Here is a 22928-nt window from a genome sequence, read left to right on the forward strand (position 1 = left end):
AATCAACAGGCGGGTACTGAGAGTTTAGGCAAGCTGGAAAATCCTGTGCAGGATGTGAATAAGGGAACTGCGCTAGTTACGCCAAATCAGACAGATAAGAATAGTCCCCTTATCACTATATCTCCTGAAATCCAGCCAGGAAAAAATGATGGAATATTCATCAATCCTAAACCGACAGATAATACTAGTACTGGTTATATCTCTGAGTCATCTGATAAAAATAGTCCTATTAGTGCAGGTGATTTTTTCAAGGGGACGGCGTACACAGATAAAGTCAAACAACAAGCTTCTTCTGGGGACTTCCATTGGTTCCCAGAATCAGTAGATGGTTATGCTGAACTGGGAAAAATATCAGTAATTACAGGGGGGGATGGTGTGGAGCGTCTTAAGCTAGAGATATCTGGCAGTTATCGCGGGAAAGAAGGTGTATTCGAATATATCCGTGAACCAAGTGGTGCCATAAATCATCGCCTCTTTGTACCTAAATAATAAATGGGAGTGGTTTGGGAAATGATAAATAAAATATTAGAATTATATGCACGTTGTGGGAAAAGCCTTATAGATAACGGGCTTAATGATGCAGTTCTGCCGATGTCTGTAGCGAATCAGGCTCTGGAGTTATTTTTTGAAGCTAAGTGGATTGTACTTGGGGGAGACGTTTATCAGCATGAAGATAATAAGATGAATAATTTTTATGCTGACTGGCACTGTAATTTGGCTGATTCCTCTGATAGCTGCAATTATGCTAAAGAGCATTTAAACAAATTAAAGGGCGATAACATCTATATCTCTTTCACAATAAAAAACTGAAAAGCTCCCGGCCACTTGGTCGGGAGCTTTGTCATGCCCTAAAAAACTCCCCTTCTCGCCGCCGCAATCGGATCACACCGGGTGCGGCGGTGAGTTCCTGTTGAGCCACGTTGGTGATCTCGGACTCAGTGAGCTGGTCGCCACCGATAATCACCTCGCCGTTATCTTTTACCCAGTACGCGCCCAAATCTTGCCGGTCTTGACTGGTTTCGCACAGTGCTTCCCTGGTGGCTTCGTCGGTGACGGTGGTGATCCAAAGGATGCGATGCTGGATTATCAGTTATAACGGGGTGCCAGCAGTAAATCCGAGCCTGGCCAACGTAGCGCTTGCCAGCGTCAGTTCCGGGATCGGTTGAGGGGTAAAGGTGATGTTTACAGTTCCCCTACGTGGCGGGCGCGGTGCGGACAATTAGTTGGCCGCGTTCGGCGGTAATGCTCACCTGTTGGCCCTGCACCTGGGTGATAAATAAAATTTTAGAATTTTTCACGCTGTGGAAAAAATCTCTTCTGTATTATGGCATTATTGATGCGCGAATCATGGGCCGGAGTTATTTGCAAAAGCTAAATGGATTGAGATGTTAGGAAATGTTTATCGACATAAAGATAATAAAAGGAAGCATGTTGATGCTAACTGAAGATGAAATGTCACTGATTCCTCTGATGGCTGTGATTATGCTGATAGTATTAAATGACAATAAAATTCACATCCTTTTCACAATAAAAATTTAAATGCCCGATTATCTGGCTAAACGTTTTACTTTTGTGTCCTTTAAATACCTTCTAATCGCATTTTAGTGAGATGTTTTTCTTCAGCTATGTCCCTTTAGCGTGTGAAAAAACCTTGTCTTCAACTCCAGGGGCCTGATACAATTGATATTATAACAAGCTGCTTAGAAATGATATTCTATTTTTTTAACAACAGTTTATTAGCAATAAACTGTTCAGCATTTAATGCTGTTTCAACATACTGTATAACTTCTTATAATCAATAAGTTAATATTAAAGATTTCACCTTTTAATAATATTTTAAGATATATTTATTATATTCATATTAAAGTTTAGTACTGTTTAGGGGGGGCAAAACAATTACCTGTGCCTATTGAAGAGACTGTGTTCATAATGTAATGATTCATATATTAATACATTCCAATGCATTGTTGTATAATCTTGTTTTTACTTGTCAGGCATCATAGTTACTGTTCTATTTAATACCCATCATTATGTTATGTAAAACATCATGGTGTAGTGAAAGTTTTCATGGTGTTAAGAGTTTCCATCATGAAAATTAATATTAAGAAGATAACGCATTCTCAAGGAGAGGAAGAATGAAAACAAAAATAATAATAAGCGCATTGACATCAGTGGTTTTCTTATCAGGCTGCTCTGGCAACATTAAGCCTGAGGCGGTTAAAGCAGCTAATGGCAGTTCTGTCGATATTATTAGTTTGTCTGCTATGCCTGAGCTAAATAATAATCTTTATGCTGACCATCGGTTGCGAGAGGTCACAACGGCTCATAATACCATGCAAAAAAGCCTGGCGGTTTTATCAGTGCTGACCGGGAGTTTCGATAGTCGCAGCTTTGATAAAGATAACTATAAAGGGACCAGTATTGAGTCCTTAAAAAATCCGACCAATGATTATTTTGTGCCAAAGGCTAAAGAAAATATCAGTCAGTGGTTGTCAGATAATGCCAACGGGTATGTTTATAAGGAGCCGCTTTATATTGGCTATGCCACTTGGGCTTTGATATTCAAAGATGCAGCAGCATCTGATCCTGACTATCAGCTTAAATATAAAGTAATATTTTATAAACGTCCTGAAGACGGAAGTTTGTTCTCAAAATTCATACTGGCTGGATGTACTCCTGCACCAATAGAGGCAAAATTAAGTGAGTGGCATGTGGAAAATTATAAAAAAGTGACCGTAGAAACACAAAAGTATATGGATAGTTGTCTGCTGGAGTTGAATAATCAGCTCCCTCGATTACTTAAAAAATAAGTATTAAATTATCATCTTAAACAGATTTAAAATCCCACTGTATTAAGTGGGGTTTTATAAATCTCAATTATTACTATGTTGCTAAGGCACCATTCGTCTAAGCTAAAATACTCTTTCATATTCCAAATTCCTGTTCCTGCACTTAAGTTGATACCGCATTCAGAATTTTCTACACATCATTAAAACGTAACAGCACTCCTGACTCATCAAGATCTCTGTTTTTAATCCGGTGGTATAGTTACCGAGATAATAGTAATTAGTTCATAAGATTAATCTCCTCAATACGACGGTTGTTCATGTTTATTTCGCACTGCTCAATAGTAGGCTGATAATCAAAGCCTTCCTCACCAACCTGAGATGCGACCGTCAGGCATAACACTTTTTTATATTCTTTCCAGGCTTTGTGAGATTTCAATAGCTCTTTTTGAAACACACTCCCTTTTGTTTCTTCACTTTTACTATTAAATGGATCCATAAGATTAGGATCGCTAATTATAGAGGATAGTTTTTTATTAAAGATATGGTCTACTTCTTTATTACTTTTTTTCCATTGTAATTCAATGCAGTTTTCACCTTTATGACGATCGTCTACATCTGCATAGCATGCATTTTTTTCGCTTCCATCCATTAGAGAAGTGATGGACAGAGAAATTGATGGAAAAATGATTAAGGTGAAAAATAGGATGGTTTTTTTTTTCATTTCAGGTACCTGATTCTGTTTCGACTTGATTCAAATGTCATGTAATGAGCATTAGCGCTAATGTGTGCAATTAGCTTACTTTCATCATTATCCATTGCAGACAGACATAAGCTTTCAGCTTCAGTAGTGCCTTGATAATATATATCTACAAGAACATCACGAATTTTTTGATTCAATGAGTGCCAGGGGATTGCTTCGTGCTGATTTTTTGTGTTCCTTAAATAAGATCTTTCGGTCTCATCTCGTTTAATTCTGTAAGCAATCTCAAACAACCTTATCTGTTGCTGATGGCTAATCTCTCCCACCATCGGGCCATAGACCTGCACAAACTGACCGGCCTGATGACCTTTTAATCCGGCGGCTTTGGAGCAGATAACTGCTTTAAACTCCTCGAGGCCCGCCTGCCGTAACGTCGAATAGACTTCTCCACGACTGCGGCTACCCATATCATAGCCTCGGCCCAGCGTAACGCCTGAACTGTACCCCGGCCAGTGCAGTACCCGAGAGAAATAGGGAGTGCGATGTGGCCGGAATGGCTCAACCACCGTGAGATAGTCATGCCCTTCGGCATCAAAGGTTATTTGCCCCTCGCGCACATGCAGCGGGCCATTCTGCTGCCGTGGCCGCCAGTGGGGAGACATCTCTTTTAATGCGGCGATAAACCAGCTGTCGGTAGGGCCAACCAGTCCGCTGGGTGACAGGTTCAATAGCCGCTGATACCAGACCAGCGCTTCCGTCGTATCCTGTGCGCATTTGCCGTTTATCTCCAGTTCGCGGCCGGTTGCCTGCTGATAGCCAGCGTTCATTATCATTCGCTGGAGTTTTTTTACCTCTTCCGGCTGGTTAGTGCCGCAGTTTCCCACTGAACTAAACAGTGAATCCGGCTGTAACACCATCGGATCGTGATAGCGCTTTTGATTCATCAGAACTCCTTTTCTGTACCCGGTAATCGCGTTTTCCTTTAACTTCTTTTTTATCTGCAAGACGGATATATTAATATAATTATTAATATGAAAATAAAAATCATACTATTAATAATTTGTTGAATTATATTGTGAGGGTAATGATTAATGTCTTTCTGAGGATAAATAAAGTAAAGCATAAAGCGGTTCAATTTATCAATAGCTTTATTTGACTAATGGGAATTAACGACGCAGCTGTCAGGCTACGTCGTTAATCATTCCGTTAATTTTGCCGGGTCGGTACAATCTTAATATCTATCATACCAATTCCCAGTTTACGCGGGTCGTGGCCGATGATATTGCCTTCATCTGAGACAATCGGCTCTGGCGGTGTAATTACCAGCGTGCTGGCCTGCTGTGGGTTGCTGAAATGCAAGGTGGTGGTAGTGGCCTGTTCAGTCAGGTTCAGCTGCTGAATATCCTCACCAACGCTAACCGGAATCGGGCGATGGATATTCGGGCCAATGGCGCGCGCGGTAATCACCAGATCAAAGCTTTGCGGCAGAGGTTCGCGATATTCGATTTTAACCTCCGGCGCCAGATTGGCATTTGACCAGCGCCCCCACGGCTCCGGACGCGAAATACCGCTAAAACTTTTCACCGTTTGCGGTGCGCCAGGCAGATTGAAAATAAAGCTGTCGGCCTGGTAGCGGATAGCGTTATCTTCAATTTTAAGCTCGTCGATATTCTGCCTGAACTGTTTATCATCGCCCTGTACCGGCTTAAAGTCGGCGGTGCCGTGATAATTGTCACCGTCAATCTGCATAACCTGCGGCTGGCCGTTTAGCTGGCCGCTGGACAGGCAAAGCTGACGGGAAAGCGCCAGTTCTGGCTGCCAGAGTCGCGCCATTTTGAAGCAGGTATCCACCCAGACAAACATGTCGTCAGCGGCAAATTCCGCCAGCTGATAGCGCAATGGAGTAGAGTATTCCCCTTCCGGGAATGGCTCGACCTTACCTTCGCTCACGCGAAGCAGCAGCGGTAGTTTAAAGTTAGCGCCGGAGAAACTGAAGGTGCCATTTTTCTTATCGATAGTGAAATCAGTCAGCGTTTTCGGGAAGTTCCACAGGCGTATAATGTCCGGCTTCCACTCGATGATCTTCTCTTTCATATTAAGAAATGAAGACGAAAGCGAAATGCCAGACAGGCTGCTGCGGCCAAGGCCGATATAGTTATCGCCACCTAAAATATCCAGCACCGTCGCACCGTTATCCAGCGAGCTGCGTTTGACGGTGATTACATCGCTTTCTGGCCGATCGCCACGAATAATAAAGAACAGGTTTTTGCGATCCTGCTTTGTGAGATATTTATAGGCGCTGTTATTCATCGCCAGATGGTCGCTGGAGACCACAATCACGGTATTGTTAAAGTAAGGTGATGCCTTAATTCTCTCTATCAGACGCGCAATGTGCTGCTGGCTACAGGTAACGGCGCTTAGGGACTGATTCGCCTTACCCTCGATGCTGTAAGTTTTGCGCTGGCAGCTGCGTGAGATAAAACCGTCAGGATGGTGGGTGTCGACAGTCAGGGTAAATAGCGCGAAGCGCGTGTTCTGCTGTGACAGTTCGCTAAACTTCTGATACACCTCATCCATCACCGTGTCGTCGTAATATCCCCAGTTGTTGCGGTATTTCGCATCGGTGACGAGCGTTTCCAGCTCACGTGCACCGTACAGATTCTGACTGTCGAAGCCATGGGATTTCAGAAACAGATCTTTACCCGCGAAGCGTAAATCGGCCCCCTGGATAAAGTAGTTGGTATAGCCGGAAGCCTTAAGGATATCGCCGAGGCAGATGTTTTCCGGGTAAAAGCTCGACAGGGCAGAGGATGCATTGCCATTAAACGGCGCAAATAGCGGTATGCCGCATTGCGAAGCTACCATACCGGCGATGGTGTAATCCGTGCCGGGCAGCTGCTCGGTATGGCTGAAATCAATCGCGTCGTCTTTTAACGCACTCAACTCTTCGGTCAGGCCTGGAAAAGCTTCTGAGTTAAAATAGGTGCGTTCGAGGCTCTCAGCGTAGATATACACCAGATTCGGTTTGCTGCCGTTCATGGTTTTATGCGGCACTTGATAGTGTGCGCTAAAGTCTGATTCGCCCTGGCGCGTCTGTGAGCGCACCAGATCGTACACCTGCTGAAACGCGGGAGTGGTCTTAATTGAGGCGAGTGAAAGCAGCAATGCCAGCAGGCTATAGCCAAAATGGTGGGGCAGATGATTACGCCGCCGGAGAATCCAAGAGAGCAGACAGAATATCAGCAGCAGCCCGGCGAACAGACCGATGGCGGGCAGGATATATTTGCCGAATCCGGCACCTTCCAGGCTGTTAGTCAGGGTGTAAATGACCGCGTCATTGATGCCGTCGCCGGTGAAATAGTTGCTGGCGAACAGCGTCGCATTCAGAATAACAAACAAGCCTGATGTGATGAGAATAACGCTAAACCAAATATTATTACGCCCGGCTTTAAACGCATAAAGCAAAATAGCAGTTAAAAATAAAATAACTGAAAGTAGTTCCGACGACATCAATTCCTCTCTTGTTCTAAACCCGCTTTCCTTTGCGCTTACCCTTCCTCCCGGTAGCGATACGCGCGTCCAATTTAGCCTGAGAGGCGCAGGCAGGCAACTGGAGCTGGCAGAAATGCGGGCTGGCTCTGAATCAGGCAAAAAGAGATCCGCTCAGGGAAGGCGGATCTGTTGGCCGGAAATCAGGCGAGAGGGTTCAGAGCTCGCCGGTAATATACTGGGCAACGCCGTTGCCAAAACTCCAGTCACCCTTGTCGTTGCTAATAAACGTGATCATCAGATCGCTGCCGGCAATGCCGCAACTCTGTTTAAATTCGCGCGCCAGTTCAGCCATAAAAAACTGTTTCTGCTGGTCGCTACGTGGGCTGGTAAACACCCGAACCATCACCAGATTATCGCTGCGTTGCAGCCCAAGGCCGGTATCCTCGAAAACCATTTGGTATCTTTTATTTTCGTGAACAATCTGATACCGGTCACGCGCCGGAACCTGAAACGCCGCCAGTACTGCGCGATGCGCCGCATCCAGCAGAGTTTTCATTTCAGATTCTGAACGGCCCTGAATTACATCGAATTGTAGTAACGGCATATTGGCTCCTGGCATGGCATAAAAGGGGAAACTCACTGGGTTATCCTGCACCTGCAGGCGGCGAAGAAAAAGCGCTATACTTGAAATGATTATTTATTATTTTGAACAATCCTGATGAAAGAACTGAAAACCGATGCGTTGTGGATTCATCTGCACTGGCTGACGGTGCTGGCCGAGCAGGGAAGTTTTACCCGTGCGGCTGAGCGGCTGGAGGTCAGCAAGGCGGCGATGAGCCAAAAAATCAAACAGCTGGAAGAGATGGCCGGCGTGGCGCTGGTGCAGCGCACCACGCGCAGCGTGCGGCTGACCAGCGCCGGTGAAAAGCTGGTGGAGGATCTGCGCGCGCCTTTTTCGCAGATCGCCCAAAGTTTTTTCAGCGTCAGAGATTCCAGTGGGCCACTGCGTGGAATGGTACGCGTAACCGCGCCGGTGGCGTTTGCCCGTCAGCAGCTGGTGCCGCATATCACCGGCTTTCTGCGCCAGCATCCGCAGGTGCGCGTGCAGCTGGAAGTGTCCGACCGTCTGATTTCACTGTCCAGTGAAGGCTTTGATCTGGCGATCCGCCACAGTAATAATCTGCCGGAAACTCACGTCGCGCTGCCGCTGTGTGAGACGCGCGCGCTGTTAGTCGCCTCACCGGCTTATCTGGCTGAGTATGGCGAACCGGGCACGCCGCAGGATCTGCATCAGCATCAGTGCCTCTATTACCCACGTGGAGTCGAACTGCCGCGCTGGACCTTTGCCCGTCACGAGGCGGCCAGCGAGCAGGTGACGGTCAGCGTCAGTGGGCCATTTGCCACCAATAATAGTGAGTCGATTCGTGATGCGGCGCTGGACGGTTTAGGTATCGCCATGCTGCCGGACTTTAGCGCCCGGGCGGCGCTGGAAAATGGCGGTTTACGAGAAGTTTTGCCACAGTGGCGCACCGTCGGTGCGTTTGCCGATAAGCTGTATATTGTGCGGCCGTATGCGGTGCAGGTGCCCCGTGCGGTAACCGAGTTCAGCCACTGGCTGCGCGCGGCTTTTCAGCGCGATTCCTGACGTTTTTCAACGGCATCGGTCAATGAACTACGCTTAAAGTAGTGAATTCTCACTTGTCAGCAAGGAGAACAATATGACTCATGCGCCATTCGGCCTGATCGCCGTTGATAAGCAGGGTAGCAACGTACTGTTTCTGAATCCGCAGACTTTTGCCGTTGAGCAGCAGCTTAACGCCTTTCCTCCACGACCCCATGAGCTGCTGATTCTGCCGCAGCAAAATAAAGCTTACGTACCGATTTTCGGTGACGGTGTTCACGGTGATAACCCGCATCCCGGGCATAAAATCGCGGTTATCGATCTGGTGACGCGCCAGCTAAAGGATTTTATTGATATTCGCCCGCTGGTGTCGCCGCATACTGCGCGCCTTGGCAAAGATGGCCGGGTGTATATTTGCTGCGAGAACAGTGCCACCATCCTGGTGATCGATCCTGAAACCGATCTGCCGATCGATAAGATCGCGCTGCCTTCGCATAACAGCCATCGCCTGACGATTCTGCCCTCAGGCCGCAAATTGTTTACCGAGAACGAAGAGGATGCCAGCATCACGGTGATCGATCTCTGCACCACGCATGGTGAAGTGGTGGAGAATATTTTGATGCCGCGTGCCATCAACGGTATTGCCGCCTCGTCGCGCTATCCCTATCTGGTTGCCACCGATGCCGAACGGCCATTGTTGTATGTGCTTGATGCTGAAAGCCATCGTATCCGTCATTATCTGCCATTACCGGGCCATAAAAAAGCCGCGCAGATTGTTCGCTTTAGTGAAGATGGCGCGCTGCTGGTGGTGATTGGCGCTGGCGAACCGATTATTACGCTGTTCGATGAGATGCTGACGCCGCTGAAGCAGATAAAAGTCGGCAACAAGCCGATGGATGGCTGCTTCAGTCCGGATAATCGCACTTTACTGATAGCCAATGAAGAGGATGGCACCCTGAGCGTGATCGACGTGGTGGAAGGCAAAGTGATCGCCACGCCGTCGGTCGGACGTGGATGTGAAGTGCTGAGTTATTTTACCCTGGCCTGAAACCGTTTGAGAGGGAGTGAATGAACAACTATAAAGTGGCCGTAATTCCGGGCGACGGCATTGGCGTCGATGTGATTAAAGCGGCATGGCAGGTGCTGGAACAGAGCGCAAAAGTGCATCAGTTTACTCTTGAAGGCGAGTGGTTTCCGTGGTCATGCAACTACTATCTGGAGCACGGCGAGATGATGCCGAAAGACGGCATCGCCACACTGCGCCAGTTTAATGCCATTCTGCTTGGCGCTGTGGGCTGGCCACAGCGGGTGCCTGATAATATCTCGCTGCACGGTTTATTGCTGCCAATCCGTAAACAGTTCGATCTGTTCGCCAATGTGCGCCCGCATCGGCTATTGCCGGGCGTTCGCGGCCCGCTTCGTCATGAAAACTTCGATATTCTCTGTATTCGTGAAAATACCGAAGGGGAGTATAGCGGCGCCGGTGGCCGGGTACATCAGGGCTCACCGCAGGAAGTGGCGGTTGAAACCTCGATTTTCACCCGTCAGGGTGTCGAGCGTATTTTACGGTTTGGCTTTGAGGCGGCACGTCAGCGCAGCGGGCGTCTGGCGTCGGTAACCAAATCCAATGCGCAGAAATACACGATGGTGATGTGGGATGAAATCACTGACGAGATAGCCAAAGAGTATCCGGATGTCAGCGTCACGCGCTATCACATTGATGCCATTGCGGCGCGCTTTGTGATGCAGCCCGACTCACTGGATGTGGTGGTGGCATCGAATCTGTTCGGCGATATTCTGACCGACCTGGGGGCGGCGATTCAGGGCGGGCTGGGCTATGCCGCCTCGGCTAATCTCAACCCGAACCCGGCGCTACCGTCGATGTTTGAACCGGTACACGGCTCGGCCCCGGATATTGCCGGGCAGAATATTGCCAATCCGATGGCTGCCATCTGGTCAGGGGCGCTGATGCTGGAGCATCTTGGTGAGCAGGCGGCAGCACAAGGCATAATGCAGGCGCTGGCGCGCGTGACTGCCGAAGGTCAGCTAAACCAGACGCAAACTACCGCTGCGATAACTGACGCGGTATTACGTCATATTTAATTGTGATGGTCATGCGGTGATTACGTCAGATTAATCACCGCAAGGAGTGAATAATGCAGGGACCTAATCCCAATAATCCGTATCCGATGGCCGGTTTCCCACAGGTTTGCTATCTGAAAAATGTGGTGCAGAATCCGCAAATTGAGGTGGGTGATTACAGCTATTATGACGATCCTGACGGTGCAGAAAATTTCGAACGAAATGTGCTTTATCTGTTTCCGTTTATCGGCGATAAGCTGGTAATCGGCAAGTTTTGTGCACTGGCACGCGGGGTTAAATTTATTATGAACGGTGCCAATCATCCGCTTTCCGGACTATCGACCTATCCTTTCTGGATCTTTGGCGGCGGCTGGGAAAACAGTATGCCGCCTAAAAGCGAGTTACCGTTTAAAGGTGATACGCGCGTTGGCAATGACGTGTGGATAGGTTATGACGCACTGATTATGCCGGGGGTGAACATCGGCAATGGCGCGATTATCTCTTCGCGCGCGGTGGTGACGCGTGATGTGCCCGCTTACAGCGTCGTCGGCGGTAATCCGGCCGCGGTGATTAAAATGCGTTTTGAGCCGGAGCAGATTGCGCGCTTAGAAGCGCTGCGCTGGTGGGACTGGCCGGTAGATAAAATCACCGCCCGCTTGCCGCACATAGTCGCCGGGGATATCGACGCGCTGGCGCGTGACAGTTAAATAAATGGCCGGTTATAAATCGCCGTGCTCCAGTGACGGCTGCTGGCATGTTTTTCCCCTTGCCAGCCCTGCTTGCGTAACTCACGGGCGATCATTTTATTCATAATGCCGTGGCCAACCAGCAGAACCGTGCCCTGTTCTGACAAGCGAATCAGCTGTTTCGCCGCCTGCCGGGCGCGTGCGGTGGCCGATTTAAATGACTCTACCGAACCTGAATAGCCACAGAACCACATTAAGCGCCACAGTGACAGCCAAATTGCCGGCGGCAGGTGCAAGCGCGTCAGTGGCAGAATCGGGATGTCGACTTCACTGTACAGTGCATCGCTGCTGTGCGCCTGCATACCGAGTTTTTCCAGTGACGACAGTGCGCGCGGCAGGGTGCTGGTAACAATCACGTTGGCCTTTTTGGCGATCATCAGACTACGCTGCGGTGGCAGATCGCTGACCCGCGAGAGGTTATATTCTTCACACCATTGCGCCATCGCCAGCGCAGAAATTCGTGCCGGAAATGCGTGATCGGGTTTCCCGTGCCGCATCAAAATAATAGCCATGTTATCCAGCCTGTGTTGCCGTCCATGCAGGGTAGCCGATTGTTTCTGCCGCCAGTATCTCTGACAGATACTTTCAGAATCAGTCCGTCTTTTGCGACGGGATTCATCTTAATGACATCTTGCCATGCGACAAACAGTGGCCAGTTGAACGTTCAGCAGCGTATCAGACTCAGCAGCAAAGGTTAGCACTAAACAGTTGAATAAAAATTACTGTTTTTATACCCATTGATGATTGTTTAACCCTCTGATTTTACGAGTCATCGATCTTAATACGGCGATCGAATGTGAAGGTAATCTAATAATTAGTTGGGTTTGCTATTGATTTATCTACGCGCGTAGATACAATTAAAGGATAGTGATAACTCACAGCGCTGGTTGTTCTGGCTGCTAAGTGATGGTCGCATTTGTTTCGCGTTACTTAAGCGATCGGTTAATTAAAAACCGACAGGCGCGCAACAAACATAAGATCCTGACACCAGGGAATCCTTTAATGACCTTTCATCATGGCTCAGAAACTGAGCGTCTTCACCGGGGAGTTATCTCTTCGTAAACAGGGACGATGACCCACGGAAGGGCGCTCTTAAGATCTCCTAACATCAGGGAATTTTTTGAATGACCGCACCTCAATCTGTAGTGCAAAAGGCTTCGCCAGCGGCAAACTCCGCGGCTGATGAACGACTCACCACCGAAGAAGGACGCAAAGATTTCTGGCGCGCCACCTTCTCATGCTGGTTGGGTACTGCGATGGAATACGCCGACTTTGCGCTCTACGGACTTGCCGCCGGAATTATCTTTGGCGATATCTTTTTCCCGGAAGCCACTCCTGAGATGGCACTCCTCTCCAGTTTTGCCACCTGGTCCGTCGGGTTTATTGCCCGCCCCATCGGCGCACTGTTTTTTGGCTGGCTGGGCGATCGCAAAGGCCGTAAGGCCGTCATGGTCACCACCATCATTCTGATGGGCGCTTCCACTACGCTGATTGGTTTAATTCCCAGCTATGCCTCGATTGGCATCTGGGCGCCGGTTTGTCTGGTGATCCTGCGTTTCTCACAGGGATTTGGTGCTGGCGCGGAGCTTTCTGGCGGTACCGTAATGCTCGGCGAATATGCGCCGGTGGCACGACGTGGGCTGGTATCCTCAATTATCGCGCTGGGTTCCAACAGCGGCACCCTGCTGGCTGCGCTGGTGTGGCTACTGGTGGTACAGATGGACCAGCAACAGTTACAGGAGTGGGGCTGGCGTATTCCCTTCCTTTGTAGTTCGCTGATTGCTCTGACGGCGCTGTGGATTCGCCGCAACCTGCGTGAAACGCCGGTTTTTGAGCGCAAGAAAGCGCAGTTAGAGGCGCAACGCGCCGAAATGATTGACGCGCATCCGCCGACACAAGACAGCCGGAGTTTCTGGCAGCGCAGTAAGGCGTTCTGGATTATGGTTGGCCTGCGTATTGGTGAGAACGGCCCTTCCTATCTGGCGCAGGGCTTTATTGTCGGCTATGTGGCGAAAGTGCTGATGGTGGACAAATCGGTACCGACCACCGCCGTATTTATCGCTTCACTGTTAGGTTTCCTGATTATCCCGCTGGCGGGCTGGCTGTCCGATCGTTTTGGTCGTCGTATTACCTATCGCTGGTTCTGCCTGTTACTGATTATTTATGCCTGGCCCGCCTTTATGCTGCTTGATACGCGTGAGCCTGCTTTGGTGATAGCGACCATTGTTACCGGTATGGCGCTGGCCTCGCTGGGTATTTTCGGTGTGCAGGCCGCGTGGGGCGTCGAGATGTTTGGTGTGACGCATCGCTACACCAAAATGGCGGTGGCAAAAGAGCTGGGGTCGATTTTATCCGGTGGTACTGCACCGCTGATTGCTGCGGCGATGCTGTCATTTACTGGCCACTGGTGGCCGATTGCGGTCTATTTCTCTGCGATGGCCGCTATCGGTTTTCTCACCACCTTTGTGGCACCGGAAACCCGCGGACGCGATCTCAATCTTCCAGAGGATGCCATCTGAGCCGCGTTGCCGCCGGGATGTAAACAGGCTGGCCGGGCGTTGCCTGGCCGGCATTTTCTCTTTTATCGATTACTCTGCAGGTAAAAGGTTTGGCTAAACAGCATCCCGATCGTGTTACCCGTTCTGACGTTGCCAGGCTGGCAGGAACTTCCGTGGCGGTGGTGAGCTATGTGATTAACAATGGCCCACGGCCGGTGGCAGAGGCGACGCGCCAGCGGGTGCTTGATGCGATTAAACAAACCGGCTACCGACCAAATGGTATCGCCCGCGCGCTGGCATCCGGCAGCACGAAAACCTATGGCTTAGTGGTGCCCAATATTTCCAATCCGTTTATTGCGTCAATGGCGCATGCGCTGATTCAGGAGGCGCTAAACGAAGGGCTGGTGATTTTGCTGGGTGACGCAGGCGACGACCGCGAACGTGAACGGGAACTGATTCACAGCCTGTTGAATCGTCAGGTCGATGGTCTGTTTTACAATAGCGTTGACCGACATCCGTATATAGACCTGATCAAAACCAGCGGTACGCCTTTTGTGATGCTGGATCGCGTCGACCCGGAATTACAGGTCAGCATGCTACGGGTTGACGAACGCGCCGCCTCACGGCAGGTCACCGGGCACTTACTCAGCCACGGCTATCAGGATGTCGGCATTATCTCTGGCCCGAGCGAGATGCTGAATGCTCAGGACCGTATCAACGGCTGGCGTGACGCGATGGAACACTATGGTTTAACGGTCAATCCACAGTGGATCTTCCCGGCCAGCTATACCCGCGAAGGCGGTTATCAGGCGACAGAAAAGATGCTGCAGGGCGAAAAGCTGCCGCGTGCGCTGTTTACCAGTAATGAAGCACAGGCAATAGGCTGTATTCGCGCATTGCAGCAACACAATATCCGCGTACCAGAACAGATTGCTCTGGTGTGTTTTAACGGAACCGATCAGTCAGCGTATCATGTGCCTGCGCTGACGACCGTGCGCCAGCCCATCAGGGAGATGGCAAAAACGGCCATTGAGATGCTGAAAGCATGGAATGGCGAAGCGATGCTGCGTGAGTTTTCTCATCAGCTGGAAATCGGCGAATCCTGTGGCTGCCAGTCAGTCAGGCCGGAAAGCGCCAGCAAATAAAGATAATAAAGATGAAAAGAGTAATTATTGATTGCGATCCGGGGAATGGCATCGCAGGAGCAAATGTTGATGATGGCCTGGCTTTAGCACTGGCCATCGCCTCACCGGATATTTCGCTGGAGATGATCACCACCGTTGCCGGTAATACGCCGGTAGACGTGGGCTATCGCGTGGCGCAGGATCTGCTGAACCGCCTCGGGCTGACTATCCCGGTGTATAAAGGGGAAAGCCAGGCGCTTCAGGAACCTCCTGAGCCATGGCGACAGGTGCTGGATCAGCGGGTACATCAGCTGAATCTGACGCATTTGTGGCAAGGCGTACGCCAGCCGTCAGCGCAGGATACGCCGACGCACGCTGCAGTAGACGCCATCGGCCAGCTAATTTGCGATAATCCGGGTGAAATTACGCTGGTGGCAATTGGCCCGCTGACTAACGTGGCGCGGGCGATGCAACGCTATCCGCAGCTGGCTGAGTCGGTAGCCGAGATTGCAATTATGGGCGGCGTATTTGCCTTAGATGATTATCTGAAGGACACCAATTTTGGTCTCGATCCGGAAGCGGCCCATCAGGTGCTGACCAGCGGTGCGAATATCACTCTGGTGCCGATGGACGTTACGACTCAGACATTAATGACCCATCAGGATCTTGACAGGATTGCCCAAATCGATAAGCCACTGGCGCGTTTTGTCAGCGAAACTTTTCGACCGTGGATTGATTACTCGATCACAACGCGTAACTTGCCCGGCTGCTGGATCCACGACGCGCTGGTGGTTGCCTGGCTGTTAAATCAGCGGGTCGCCACTGCGAGCGATTATTATGCGGATGTGGAACTGCATGCTGGCCCAACGCGTGGCAAGTCGTGGCGTTATCGTCAGCCGCTGCGAGTGAATGTTGGCATTCCGCAGCCGGCGGGTGGGTTGGTGCATGTGTTGCAAACGGTAGATAACCCGCTGCTGTTAACTATGCTGGAGCAGGCGCTGGCAGCGTCAGAATACTGAGAGGAATGGGGCGGCGAGAAATGCCGCCCCGCTGACAGACTATTCCGCGTCAGGCGTTAGCACTTCTCTTCCAGCGCACGAAATCAATCAGTAAAAACAGCAGCAGGCTGATGCCCATTAATGGCAGGCTGAATGCCAGCGCGATAACCAGCACAGACAGTAAAAAACGTCCGCTGAGATTCAGCTTACGCCAGCCGTAAATCAGGGTATCCGCCGGATTCGCCTGCTGTTTCAGCGCCGGACGACGCAGCCACCACATGCGATAACCTAACACCACCATCAGGCACAATCCGGCGCCAAACAGTGCCAGCACCAGCTGGTTTGCCAGCCCAAACAGCACGCCCATATGCGCATCGACGCCCCAGCGCGTCAGTTTGGCTAACAGGCCAAAACTGGCAAACTCGACCTTATCGGTGACCTGGAAATTGTGGGGATTGACGGCTACGGCATCGACCTGCGTTGGCCAGCGACGATCGATTTCAGACACTACCCAGGCTTTATCCGCCGTATAGGCCGGACGAATTTCCACCTTACCGGCATCAATATTGGCCGCACGGGCAGCGGCCATTACCGCATCGAACTGCGCCGGTGACAGCGGCTCATGTTCGGCGTGGTGGGTCATCATCGCCATATCGTGACCATGGTGCTCTGCATGCTCATCTGCTGGCATTGCGTGCTGCGTGCCACCCAGCTGGGTATTAACCGCTGGTGTCAGCCAGCCAAAATGCGCGCGCATCTGCGAAATATTATTTCCCGCCCAGTTCGACCAGGTTAAGCCGGTGGCTGAGAAGAACACCAGCCCAACCAGCAGTACCAGACCAAGCGTGGTGTGCCAGTGGCGCTGACGCAGGAAGCGGGCAGTGCGTGAAACGCGCTGGGATGATGCTTTACGGCGCGGCGCGCGGCTCATCGCCCACAACGCCGCGCCACCCAGCGCGGCAACCCATAGCCAGCTGGCGGCCAGCTCACTGTAGTTACGGCCAAACTCACCCAGCAATAAATTGCGATGCAGATAGTCCAGCCAGGTGCGGAATGGCAGGATACCGCTGGTGCCATAGGCCGTCAGCTCACCGCGAATCTCCAGCGTTTTAGGGTCAATAAACACCGCATGAGTTTCCGATGGGCCAGCTGTCGCATCGCGAAACATCACGCGGGTGGTTTCCCCGGCAGAGGGTGCAGGCCGTACCGCGACGATATGGGCTTCAGCGCCCATATGATGAAGCGCGCTGGCTACCTGTTGCGACAGTGGTCGATCTTCACCACTGGCGCTGGTAAATAACTGTTGCGCATACAGCTTATTTTCCAGCTGCGGCGTGAGGACATACAGTGTGCCGGTCAGCGCGGCGACGAAAATAAATGGGCCGATAAACAGGCCAATATAGAAGTGCAGACGACGCAACAGATGCATGATCGCCTGGGTGCTTTGTGCATTTTCGGCGCGCGCGGATGACGCGGCCGGGATGATTTTTTCCGACATAAAAGTTCCTTTGCCCATAGCAGGCATGTGCAGGTGCCTGTCTGCTTACGCGACAGGTTTATAAATTAGCGTTTCAGAAAGTCAGTGTCGGAAACGGTGGGGCACGCGAGCGGAAGTGGATGGGAACAAAGATAGCGATATGCAGTGGCTCAGGGCGCGCTATCGGGCGCGTCGCCGCCTGTAGCATACTCCAGAGTTGAGGCAGGTTGCTCAGATTCAGTGGCAGATGGATCAGCAGCACACAGTAGCCGCAGGCGCTGTCATCCATCATCGACATGTGGTGCACCGGTGCTGGCCGCACCCGCTCAGATGACGACATATGATGCGGCATATCTGCCATCGCCATCTCGCCATGATGCGACATCATCATCATCGGCATCTCTGCGCCATGGGCATGTGCCAGTGATTTTGAGATCACCGGCGCAATAAACAGCAGCAGAATCGCGATCAGTCCCAACCAGGCGGGCAGGCGGCTGCGCGAAGCATGAATCTGAATCAGAGACACGTTAAATCCATAACTTTTCAACGCGGGGGATTGTAGCTGAAACCACCAGGGATGTTGATAACGTTCGATGCAGAAATTTCCCGCATCCAATGCAGAACATTGTGCTTTGTGCCGTGCGGGCAGCGGCAACAGGCCGCTGTCAACAATTGCAGGCTAGTCAGCGGGCTGACACACATCAACCCATTCTGCGGCGGTCAGCTCGGCCATCTGCTGCGGCGAGATGCGCACCGCGCTGTAAATCGCTCCGGCGGCGGGCAGCACTTCAGCAAAGGTTTGCAGTGATACATCACAATAAACCGGCAGCGGATTCTCAAGGCCAAACGGGCAAATAATTTGTCAGCAAGCCGCTGAGATCAGGCGCACTTTAACGTGCAGTCACCGCAGCGTTGCACATCAGGAATACGATAGCGCTGGCAGCAGCTGCGGCGCTGCATGGCGCCGTCGCGTGGGATCATGGTGCGATACAGTGGATTATCTGCACCGTTCAGCAGCTCACGCGAGAAGAACAGCGCATGCTCGAGAGTGACCAGCGTATCTTCATCGAGGAAAGGTTTCAGTTCACCGAGAAACCAGTGCATCAGGTAACCGGTGTTATTCCAGATAAGTTTGGCATTGATGTCGCCATGTTGCTCAATCCCCTGCACCACCGGCAGCAGATGGCGCTGGATCATGCGGTCGATGCGCTGGCGGGCGCTGAGATAGCGGGCGTCGTCATCTTCACGCACGTCGAGCCAGTAACAGGCCGGGCGGCCAGTCTCATGGAACTCAATATGGAAATGCTCTGCCGAACAGTCGAGCGCGCGCGGCTCCAGCAACAGCGCCATCATCATCGGTGGCACAATCAGGCCGAAATACCATTGCGCCCACAGTGACTGTAGCGGTTTGGCTTCGCGTGGCGTATCCGGATGATCGCGATAGAGGTAGTCGCTGTACCGCTGAGTGAGCGGTAAAAACGTATCAGCTTGCGACCAGTTTGCCAGCGGCATACAGCCAGCCGGAGCTTCTTCACCCAGCTTAACGCTGTCGAGGAAATGAGCACGATGTTCAGTAAACAGCGCATGCAGCGCACTGCTCAGCGATCTGTCACTTTGCAGAAAGATCAGTGGACTCGAACCATACTCATAAGCCTGACGCGTAATGATTGCCATGGGCATCCTGTGTGCAGCGTTACCGTGATACGAAAACAAATGATAATCGTTCTTGATTCTATCCAGGATGTAAAACGCAGGCAAGCTGATCAACGGCACTCTTTCGTCGATAGCATTTCTCGCCACCCGATCTCTGCGAACCCCTGAAGCGCTGAATCAGTTTTTTCTGATGCTCAGATAATTAGCGTCGCGGGTAGCAATTCAGCGTGTAAAGCGATCTCAAAACGATAAATAACCGATTAACAGGCATTAGAATTTTGATTTTTATTTGGCAGAAAGTCTGGTGGGAAATAAGCAGCCCCGTGACAGGGCTGCGATCAGTGAATATCGGCGGGCACCTTGGAAGTGGCTGCCGCCAACGTATCCCAGCAAAGAATAGTATTGCGCCCCTGATTTTTAGCCACGTACAGTGCGCGATCGGCATTCGCCAGCGCCTGCTCAAAGTCATCGTCAAACAGGGGAGCGATACCCGCGCTGATAGTAACGTGCGTGGCGACCCGTTCATTAAACCGGTGCGGAATATCTAAATCCAGTACGTACTGACGAATACGCTCAGCCAGTTTCAGGGCAATTGAGGCATTAACATTGGTCAGCAGCACCAGAAACTCTTCACCACCGTAGCGTGTGACAATATCGCGCGAGCGCACCGCATCGCGGATCGCGACAGAGACGCGTGCCAATGCCTGATCGCCCATAGCATGGCCGTAATTGTCGTTATAAGCTTTGAAATGATCAATATCCAGCAGCAGCACGAAATGACTGCCGGAGTGGTTCTCCAGCACGTTCTGGAGACGATTGTTTAAGCCGCGACGATTATATAAACCGGTCAACGGATCGAGCATGCTGAGATCGCTATAGGTCTGTTTTTCTTCGTAAAGCTGAGACATCAGCCGGCGGGTAAAGCTGTCGCTGCGCCGCCGCATAAAGTGGTGCAGGGTAAATCCAGTCAGCGGTAGCGCAATGGTGAACAGAATCATCAGCAAGTTATTACCGTTGTCGAGTATCAGTACGGTCACCACGGCGGGCGCGGTATGCAGGCAAAATGCCAGCAGATGATCGCTCAGGGCAATCGAGCTGATAAAGAAAATACTGATTAAACTGATCATCAGGTAACTGCCATCAAAATAAAATACCAGCTCATACCTCAGGGCGATATGCCAGGCCCAAAGTATTCCTGTTATCAGCGCGACAATATTTAATAGCGGGAATTTGGCTTGTGGCTTTAAGAACATCCAGCCTAAAAGCACCGTGCTCAGTAACGGGATCAGTGCCGTTGGCAACAGTATCTGCGACGCCGATTGATAATGGTTATTGAGTAAAAAGAACAGTGATGTGGCTGTGTTTAAAAAAAGAAATAACATCACAGTTAGCCGATATTTGCTGTGAAGCAATTCGTCATAAGTTTGTAATTTCATATATATACTCGCTGCAGCCCTGAAATATCAAAGCACTACGCCTGAATTCGAATTTATTATTCGAACAGGAATAGTTTTTAGCTGTTATTATTTTGATTTTATAGATATTGATCGTGCGCAATTTATCACTTTAGCAATGGCCTGTCATCCTCAGGGTCAAAGTTTCAACAATTCTTGCTGCATAATGAAAAAAATTATCATATGCTATTGGTAATCATTATCATCTATGCGCAGCGAAGAGTGTAGCCAGCTATCTGCAACCTGAAGGTTAACGGGTAGCAACGGCAGGTGAACAGGGGGAGTGGGTTGGATGTCAGGAAAACGACTGGATAGCGCCTGGGGCGTGCTGTTACCTTGTGCCATTATGCCGGTAATGGCAATGATGGAACTCTCATTTAATCAGTGGCGTCTGGTGATGGTTATCGCGCTGCTGGCGACCGTCAGTATGCTCTACCATAAAAAGCTGCGTCATTATCTGCTGCTGCCTTCATGCGTAGCACTGGCCGGATGTCTGGTCGCGATTTCGTTGAAATTTACCGTCTGGTAAGGGAAGTCACAAAAACAGGGAAGTAATTTAAATCAGAGGGGAAGGGACAACAGGAAGAGTTTACAACTTGGTGCGAAGAGAGGGACTTGAACCCTCACGTCCGTTAAGACACTAACACCTGAAGCTAGCGCGTCTACCAATTCCGCCACCTTCGCATCGTCGTTGTAAATTTTGTATCACTGCTGCATTGGTGCGAAGAGAGGGACTTGAACCCTCACGTCCGTTAAGACACTAACACCTGAAGCTAGCGCGTCTACCAATTCCGCCACCTTCGCGCAAATGCAAAGCAATATCATGGTTGTTGGTGCGAAGAGAGGGACTTGAACCCTCACGTCCGTTAAGACACTAACACCTGAAGCTAGCGCGTCTACCAATTCCGCCACCTTCGCATACCGACAATACTTTATTAGTATTGCAACCACGGAGGCGCATTCTAGAGATTTTCACCGGGACGTCAACAGATATTTCATCGTCATGGAATGATTGCGTTAAAAAGCAACATCTCCATGACGATTAGCTGAATCAGTAAGTTGCGAAAACCGGCAGTGGCAACAAATCACTGATTAGCGTTTTGCTTTCGCCGCACGACTTAACACTGCACGATAAACCTTAAAACGCCCGGTCTGCGCCAGCACTTCATGGCTGCCAAACGTCTCATCAAGAATCGTCGGATACGGCAGGAAGGCGTTGGCAACTATGCGCAGTTCACCGCCCATATTAAGGTGTTTTGCTGCACCGCGAATCAGGGTGTGTGCGGCGTCAAGGCTGGTCTGCATCCCATCATGAAACGGCGGATTGGAGATAATCATATCGAAGCGGCCGTTCACGTCAGAGTAAACGTTGCTGGCAAATACTTCGCCTTCCAGCTGATTAGCCGCCAGAGTAGCCTTACTCGCTTCAATTGCGGCGGCGCTGACATCGGTCAGCCACAGGCGTACCTTGGGTGAGTGGCTGGCCAGCAGGGTAGAAAGCACGCCAGCGCCACAACCGACATCCAGAACTTTACCTTTGGTATGAGCGGTAAAGGTCGACAACAACAGCTCGCTGCCAATATCCAGTCCATCACGGCTGAATACGCCCGGCAGCGTTTTGATGGTGAAGTCGCCGAGAGCATATTCGCCCCAGAAGCTTTCGGCATTAAACGCCGGGGTCGTGTCGAGACGGCCGTGATACAGGCCGCAGCGGCGCGCGCTGTCAATTTTATTCAGCGATGCCCACTTGCTGACCATCTCTTCTGCACTGCGAACGCCGCTGCGGTTTTCGCCGATAACAAAGATATCGCTACCCACAGGTAACAGCGACAGCAGGTTCTGCAACTGGAACAGCGCTTCCGGCTTATTTTTCGGCCAGTAGTAAATTAAGGTATCGCATTCACTGACCATCGCGGCGCTGGCCACCAGGCTGTATTGCGCATTTTCGCCCATCGCACGGCTCAGGGTCTGCCAGTGATGATATTGCTGGGTATGAACTTTGCTGTGTGCAGTCTCCAGTTGAGCGGGCAGGTCATCCTGCAGGTCACCGGCAAACAGCACGCGGCGTTCAATAAATTCATCACTGTGGCGCAGAATAACTTCACTGGCCGGGGTAAAAGCGGACATCGGATGGCTCCTTTTAAATCAGAACCGCGATTATACCTGAAGTCGTCCATGTTGCAGCAAGGCAGCAGCAGAATGAATGTCGGGTAAGGGATTGTGCAGCGATAGCGTGGTTTGTTGGCGCATATTCGATGGGTTTGTTAGCATAGCGGCGCAATCGGGCGACCAGA

Annotated in this window: 20 protein-coding genes, 3 tRNA genes and 1 pseudogene; 10 read left to right on the forward strand and 14 right to left on the reverse strand. The window is 50.7% G+C overall.

The annotated features are described in order from the left end of the window. Positions 1-510: 510 nt before the first annotated feature. The gene (locus tag RIN69_RS03020) at positions 511-810 is read left to right on the forward strand and encodes a hypothetical protein (protein ID WP_313855471.1); all 300 of its coding nucleotides are present in this window, start codon (positions 511-513) and stop codon (positions 808-810) included. A 1325-nt stretch (positions 811-2135) separates the two neighbouring features. Next, a complete protein-coding gene (locus RIN69_RS03030; RefSeq protein ID WP_313855472.1) occupies positions 2136-2810 on the forward strand; it encodes a hypothetical protein in 675 nt (224 codons plus the stop codon). 256 nt (positions 2811-3066) lie between these two features. Here RIN69_RS03030 and RIN69_RS03035 read toward each other — a convergent pair whose 3' ends face one another. From RIN69_RS03035 to RIN69_RS03050, 4 genes are all read right to left on the reverse strand, one after another. Continuing rightward, positions 3067-3510: a lysozyme inhibitor LprI family protein gene (locus RIN69_RS03035; protein WP_313855473.1), complete on the reverse strand. Its 444-nt coding sequence runs from the start codon at positions 3508-3510 to the stop codon at positions 3067-3069. Continuing rightward, the gene (locus tag RIN69_RS03040; protein WP_313855474.1) at positions 3507-4433 is read right to left on the reverse strand and encodes a peptidoglycan-binding protein; all 927 of its coding nucleotides are present in this window, start codon (positions 4431-4433) and stop codon (positions 3507-3509) included. The genes RIN69_RS03035 and RIN69_RS03040 overlap by 4 nt, the downstream gene beginning before the upstream one ends. Positions 4434-4695: 262 nt before the next feature. Next, a complete protein-coding gene (gene opgB, locus RIN69_RS03045) occupies positions 4696-6999 on the reverse strand; it encodes a phosphatidylglycerol--membrane-oligosaccharide glycerophosphotransferase (protein WP_313855475.1) in 2304 nt (767 codons plus the stop codon). A 196-nt stretch (positions 7000-7195) separates the two neighbouring features. After that, positions 7196-7585 (reverse strand): tautomerase family protein, encoded by a 390-nt coding sequence (locus RIN69_RS03050; RefSeq protein ID WP_313855476.1) that lies wholly within the window; start codon positions 7583-7585, stop codon positions 7196-7198. Between the two features lie 114 nt (positions 7586-7699). Between RIN69_RS03050 and RIN69_RS03055 the strand changes: the two genes are divergently transcribed. From RIN69_RS03055 to RIN69_RS03070, 4 genes are all read left to right on the forward strand, one after another. Then, positions 7700-8626 (forward strand): LysR family transcriptional regulator, encoded by a 927-nt coding sequence (locus RIN69_RS03055; protein ID WP_313855478.1) that lies wholly within the window; start codon positions 7700-7702, stop codon positions 8624-8626. A gap of 73 nt (positions 8627-8699) precedes the next feature. Next, positions 8700-9650 (forward strand): beta-propeller fold lactonase family protein, encoded by a 951-nt coding sequence (locus RIN69_RS03060; protein WP_313855480.1) that lies wholly within the window; start codon positions 8700-8702, stop codon positions 9648-9650. Positions 9651-9670: 20 nt separating this feature from the next. Then, positions 9671-10705 carry a tartrate dehydrogenase gene (locus tag RIN69_RS03065; RefSeq protein ID WP_313855481.1) on the forward strand — a complete coding sequence of 345 codons (1035 nt, stop codon included), beginning with the start codon at positions 9671-9673 and terminating at the stop codon, positions 10703-10705. Between the two features lie 53 nt (positions 10706-10758). Next, the gene (locus tag RIN69_RS03070; protein WP_313855482.1) at positions 10759-11391 is read left to right on the forward strand and encodes a Vat family streptogramin A O-acetyltransferase; all 633 of its coding nucleotides are present in this window, start codon (positions 10759-10761) and stop codon (positions 11389-11391) included. Here the strand turns inward: RIN69_RS03070 and RIN69_RS03075 are convergent. Then, positions 11388-11942, reverse strand: coding sequence for a histidine phosphatase family protein (locus RIN69_RS03075; protein ID WP_313855483.1), 555 nt, complete (start codon positions 11940-11942; stop codon positions 11388-11390). The two genes, RIN69_RS03070 and RIN69_RS03075, sit on opposite strands and share 4 nt — an antisense overlap. 612 nt (positions 11943-12554) lie before the next feature. Here RIN69_RS03075 and RIN69_RS03080 point away from each other — a divergent pair. The 3 genes from RIN69_RS03080 (at position 12555) to RIN69_RS03090 (ending at position 16071) form a co-directional block, all read left to right on the forward strand. Beyond that, positions 12555-13949: an MFS transporter gene (locus RIN69_RS03080; protein WP_313855484.1), complete on the forward strand. Its 1395-nt coding sequence runs from the start codon at positions 12555-12557 to the stop codon at positions 13947-13949. 89 nt (positions 13950-14038) lie between these two features. Further along, the gene (locus RIN69_RS03085) at positions 14039-15073 is read left to right on the forward strand and encodes a LacI family DNA-binding transcriptional regulator (protein ID WP_313855485.1); all 1035 of its coding nucleotides are present in this window, start codon (positions 14039-14041) and stop codon (positions 15071-15073) included. 11 nt (positions 15074-15084) lie between these two features. Further along, entirely contained in the window at positions 15085-16071 is a 987-nt protein-coding gene (locus RIN69_RS03090) for a nucleoside hydrolase (RefSeq protein ID WP_313855487.1), read from the forward strand. A 49-nt stretch (positions 16072-16120) separates the two neighbouring features. On the opposite strand, the gene RIN69_RS03095 is transcribed toward RIN69_RS03090, so the two are convergent. The 5 genes and pseudogenes from RIN69_RS03095 to RIN69_RS03115 form a co-directional block, all read right to left on the reverse strand. Continuing rightward, entirely contained in the window at positions 16121-17548 is a 1428-nt protein-coding gene (locus RIN69_RS03095) for a PepSY-associated TM helix domain-containing protein (RefSeq protein ID WP_313855489.1), read from the reverse strand. A gap of 73 nt (positions 17549-17621) precedes the next feature. Next, positions 17622-18053 carry a DUF2946 domain-containing protein gene (locus tag RIN69_RS03100; protein WP_313855490.1) on the reverse strand — a complete coding sequence of 144 codons (432 nt, stop codon included), beginning with the start codon at positions 18051-18053 and terminating at the stop codon, positions 17622-17624. Positions 18054-18206: 153 nt separating this feature from the next. Beyond that, a pseudogene (locus RIN69_RS03105) lies at positions 18207-18383 on the reverse strand (YbaK/EbsC family protein); the annotation flags it as partial. 23 nt (positions 18384-18406) lie between these two features. Beyond that, a complete protein-coding gene (gene fhuF / locus RIN69_RS03110; protein ID WP_313855491.1) occupies positions 18407-19201 on the reverse strand; it encodes a siderophore-iron reductase FhuF in 795 nt (264 codons plus the stop codon). Positions 19202-19518: 317 nt separating this feature from the next. Then, the gene (locus RIN69_RS03115; RefSeq protein ID WP_313855492.1) at positions 19519-20616 is read right to left on the reverse strand and encodes a GGDEF domain-containing protein; all 1098 of its coding nucleotides are present in this window, start codon (positions 20614-20616) and stop codon (positions 19519-19521) included. A gap of 310 nt (positions 20617-20926) precedes the next feature. Here RIN69_RS03115 and RIN69_RS03120 point away from each other — a divergent pair, with 310 nt between their 5' ends. Beyond that, positions 20927-21163, forward strand: coding sequence for a DUF1435 domain-containing protein (locus RIN69_RS03120; RefSeq protein WP_313855493.1), 237 nt, complete (start codon positions 20927-20929; stop codon positions 21161-21163). A 68-nt stretch (positions 21164-21231) separates the two neighbouring features. Here RIN69_RS03120 and RIN69_RS03125 read toward each other — a convergent pair. From RIN69_RS03125 to rsmC, 4 genes are all read right to left on the reverse strand, one after another. After that, positions 21232-21318, reverse strand: a tRNA-Leu gene (locus tag RIN69_RS03125). Positions 21319-21351: 33 nt separating this feature from the next. Continuing rightward, positions 21352-21438 (reverse strand) — tRNA-Leu (locus tag RIN69_RS03130). Between the two features lie 27 nt (positions 21439-21465). Beyond that, positions 21466-21552: transfer RNA gene (locus tag RIN69_RS03135), tRNA-Leu, on the reverse strand. Between the two features lie 174 nt (positions 21553-21726). Next, complete coding sequence (gene rsmC / locus RIN69_RS03140) at positions 21727-22761, reverse strand: 16S rRNA (guanine(1207)-N(2))-methyltransferase RsmC (RefSeq protein WP_313855494.1); 1035 nt, start codon at positions 22759-22761, stop codon at positions 21727-21729. Between the last annotated feature and the right edge of the window lie 167 nt (positions 22762-22928).

The organism is Winslowiella toletana (genome assembly GCF_032164335.1).
In the GTDB taxonomy this organism is placed as follows: Bacteria; Pseudomonadota; Gammaproteobacteria; order Enterobacterales; family Enterobacteriaceae; genus Erwinia; species Erwinia toletana_A.

Excerpts from the sequence above, each read along its gene's own strand:
- RIN69_RS03020 (WP_313855471.1), top strand. The coding sequence starts at position 511 with ATGATAAATAAAATATTAGAATTATATGCACGTTGTGGGAAAAGCCTT.
- RIN69_RS03030 (WP_313855472.1), top strand. The coding sequence starts at position 2,136 with ATGAAAACAAAAATAATAATAAGCGCATTGACATCAGTGGTTTTCTTA.
- RIN69_RS03035 (WP_313855473.1), bottom strand. The coding sequence starts at position 3,510 with ATGAAAAAAAAAACCATCCTATTTTTCACCTTAATCATTTTTCCATCA.
- RIN69_RS03040 (WP_313855474.1), bottom strand. The coding sequence starts at position 4,433 with ATGAATCAAAAGCGCTATCACGATCCGATGGTGTTACAGCCGGATTCA.
- opgB (WP_313855475.1), bottom strand. The coding sequence starts at position 6,999 with ATGTCGTCGGAACTACTTTCAGTTATTTTATTTTTAACTGCTATTTTG.
- RIN69_RS03050 (WP_313855476.1), bottom strand. The coding sequence starts at position 7,585 with ATGCCGTTACTACAATTCGATGTAATTCAGGGCCGTTCAGAATCTGAA.
- RIN69_RS03055 (WP_313855478.1), top strand. The coding sequence starts at position 7,700 with ATGAAAGAACTGAAAACCGATGCGTTGTGGATTCATCTGCACTGGCTG.
- RIN69_RS03060 (WP_313855480.1), top strand. The coding sequence starts at position 8,700 with ATGACTCATGCGCCATTCGGCCTGATCGCCGTTGATAAGCAGGGTAGC.
- RIN69_RS03065 (WP_313855481.1), top strand. The coding sequence starts at position 9,671 with ATGAACAACTATAAAGTGGCCGTAATTCCGGGCGACGGCATTGGCGTC.
- RIN69_RS03070 (WP_313855482.1), top strand. The coding sequence starts at position 10,759 with ATGCAGGGACCTAATCCCAATAATCCGTATCCGATGGCCGGTTTCCCA.
- RIN69_RS03075 (WP_313855483.1), bottom strand. The coding sequence starts at position 11,942 with ATGGCTATTATTTTGATGCGGCACGGGAAACCCGATCACGCATTTCCG.
- RIN69_RS03080 (WP_313855484.1), top strand. The coding sequence starts at position 12,555 with ATGACCGCACCTCAATCTGTAGTGCAAAAGGCTTCGCCAGCGGCAAAC.
- RIN69_RS03090 (WP_313855487.1), top strand. The coding sequence starts at position 15,085 with ATGAAAAGAGTAATTATTGATTGCGATCCGGGGAATGGCATCGCAGGA.
- RIN69_RS03095 (WP_313855489.1), bottom strand. The coding sequence starts at position 17,548 with ATGTCGGAAAAAATCATCCCGGCCGCGTCATCCGCGCGCGCCGAAAAT.
- fhuF (WP_313855491.1), bottom strand. The coding sequence starts at position 19,201 with ATGGCAATCATTACGCGTCAGGCTTATGAGTATGGTTCGAGTCCACTG.
- RIN69_RS03115 (WP_313855492.1), bottom strand. The coding sequence starts at position 20,616 with ATGAAATTACAAACTTATGACGAATTGCTTCACAGCAAATATCGGCTA.
- RIN69_RS03120 (WP_313855493.1), top strand. The coding sequence starts at position 20,927 with ATGTCAGGAAAACGACTGGATAGCGCCTGGGGCGTGCTGTTACCTTGT.
- rsmC (WP_313855494.1), bottom strand. The coding sequence starts at position 22,761 with ATGTCCGCTTTTACCCCGGCCAGTGAAGTTATTCTGCGCCACAGTGAT.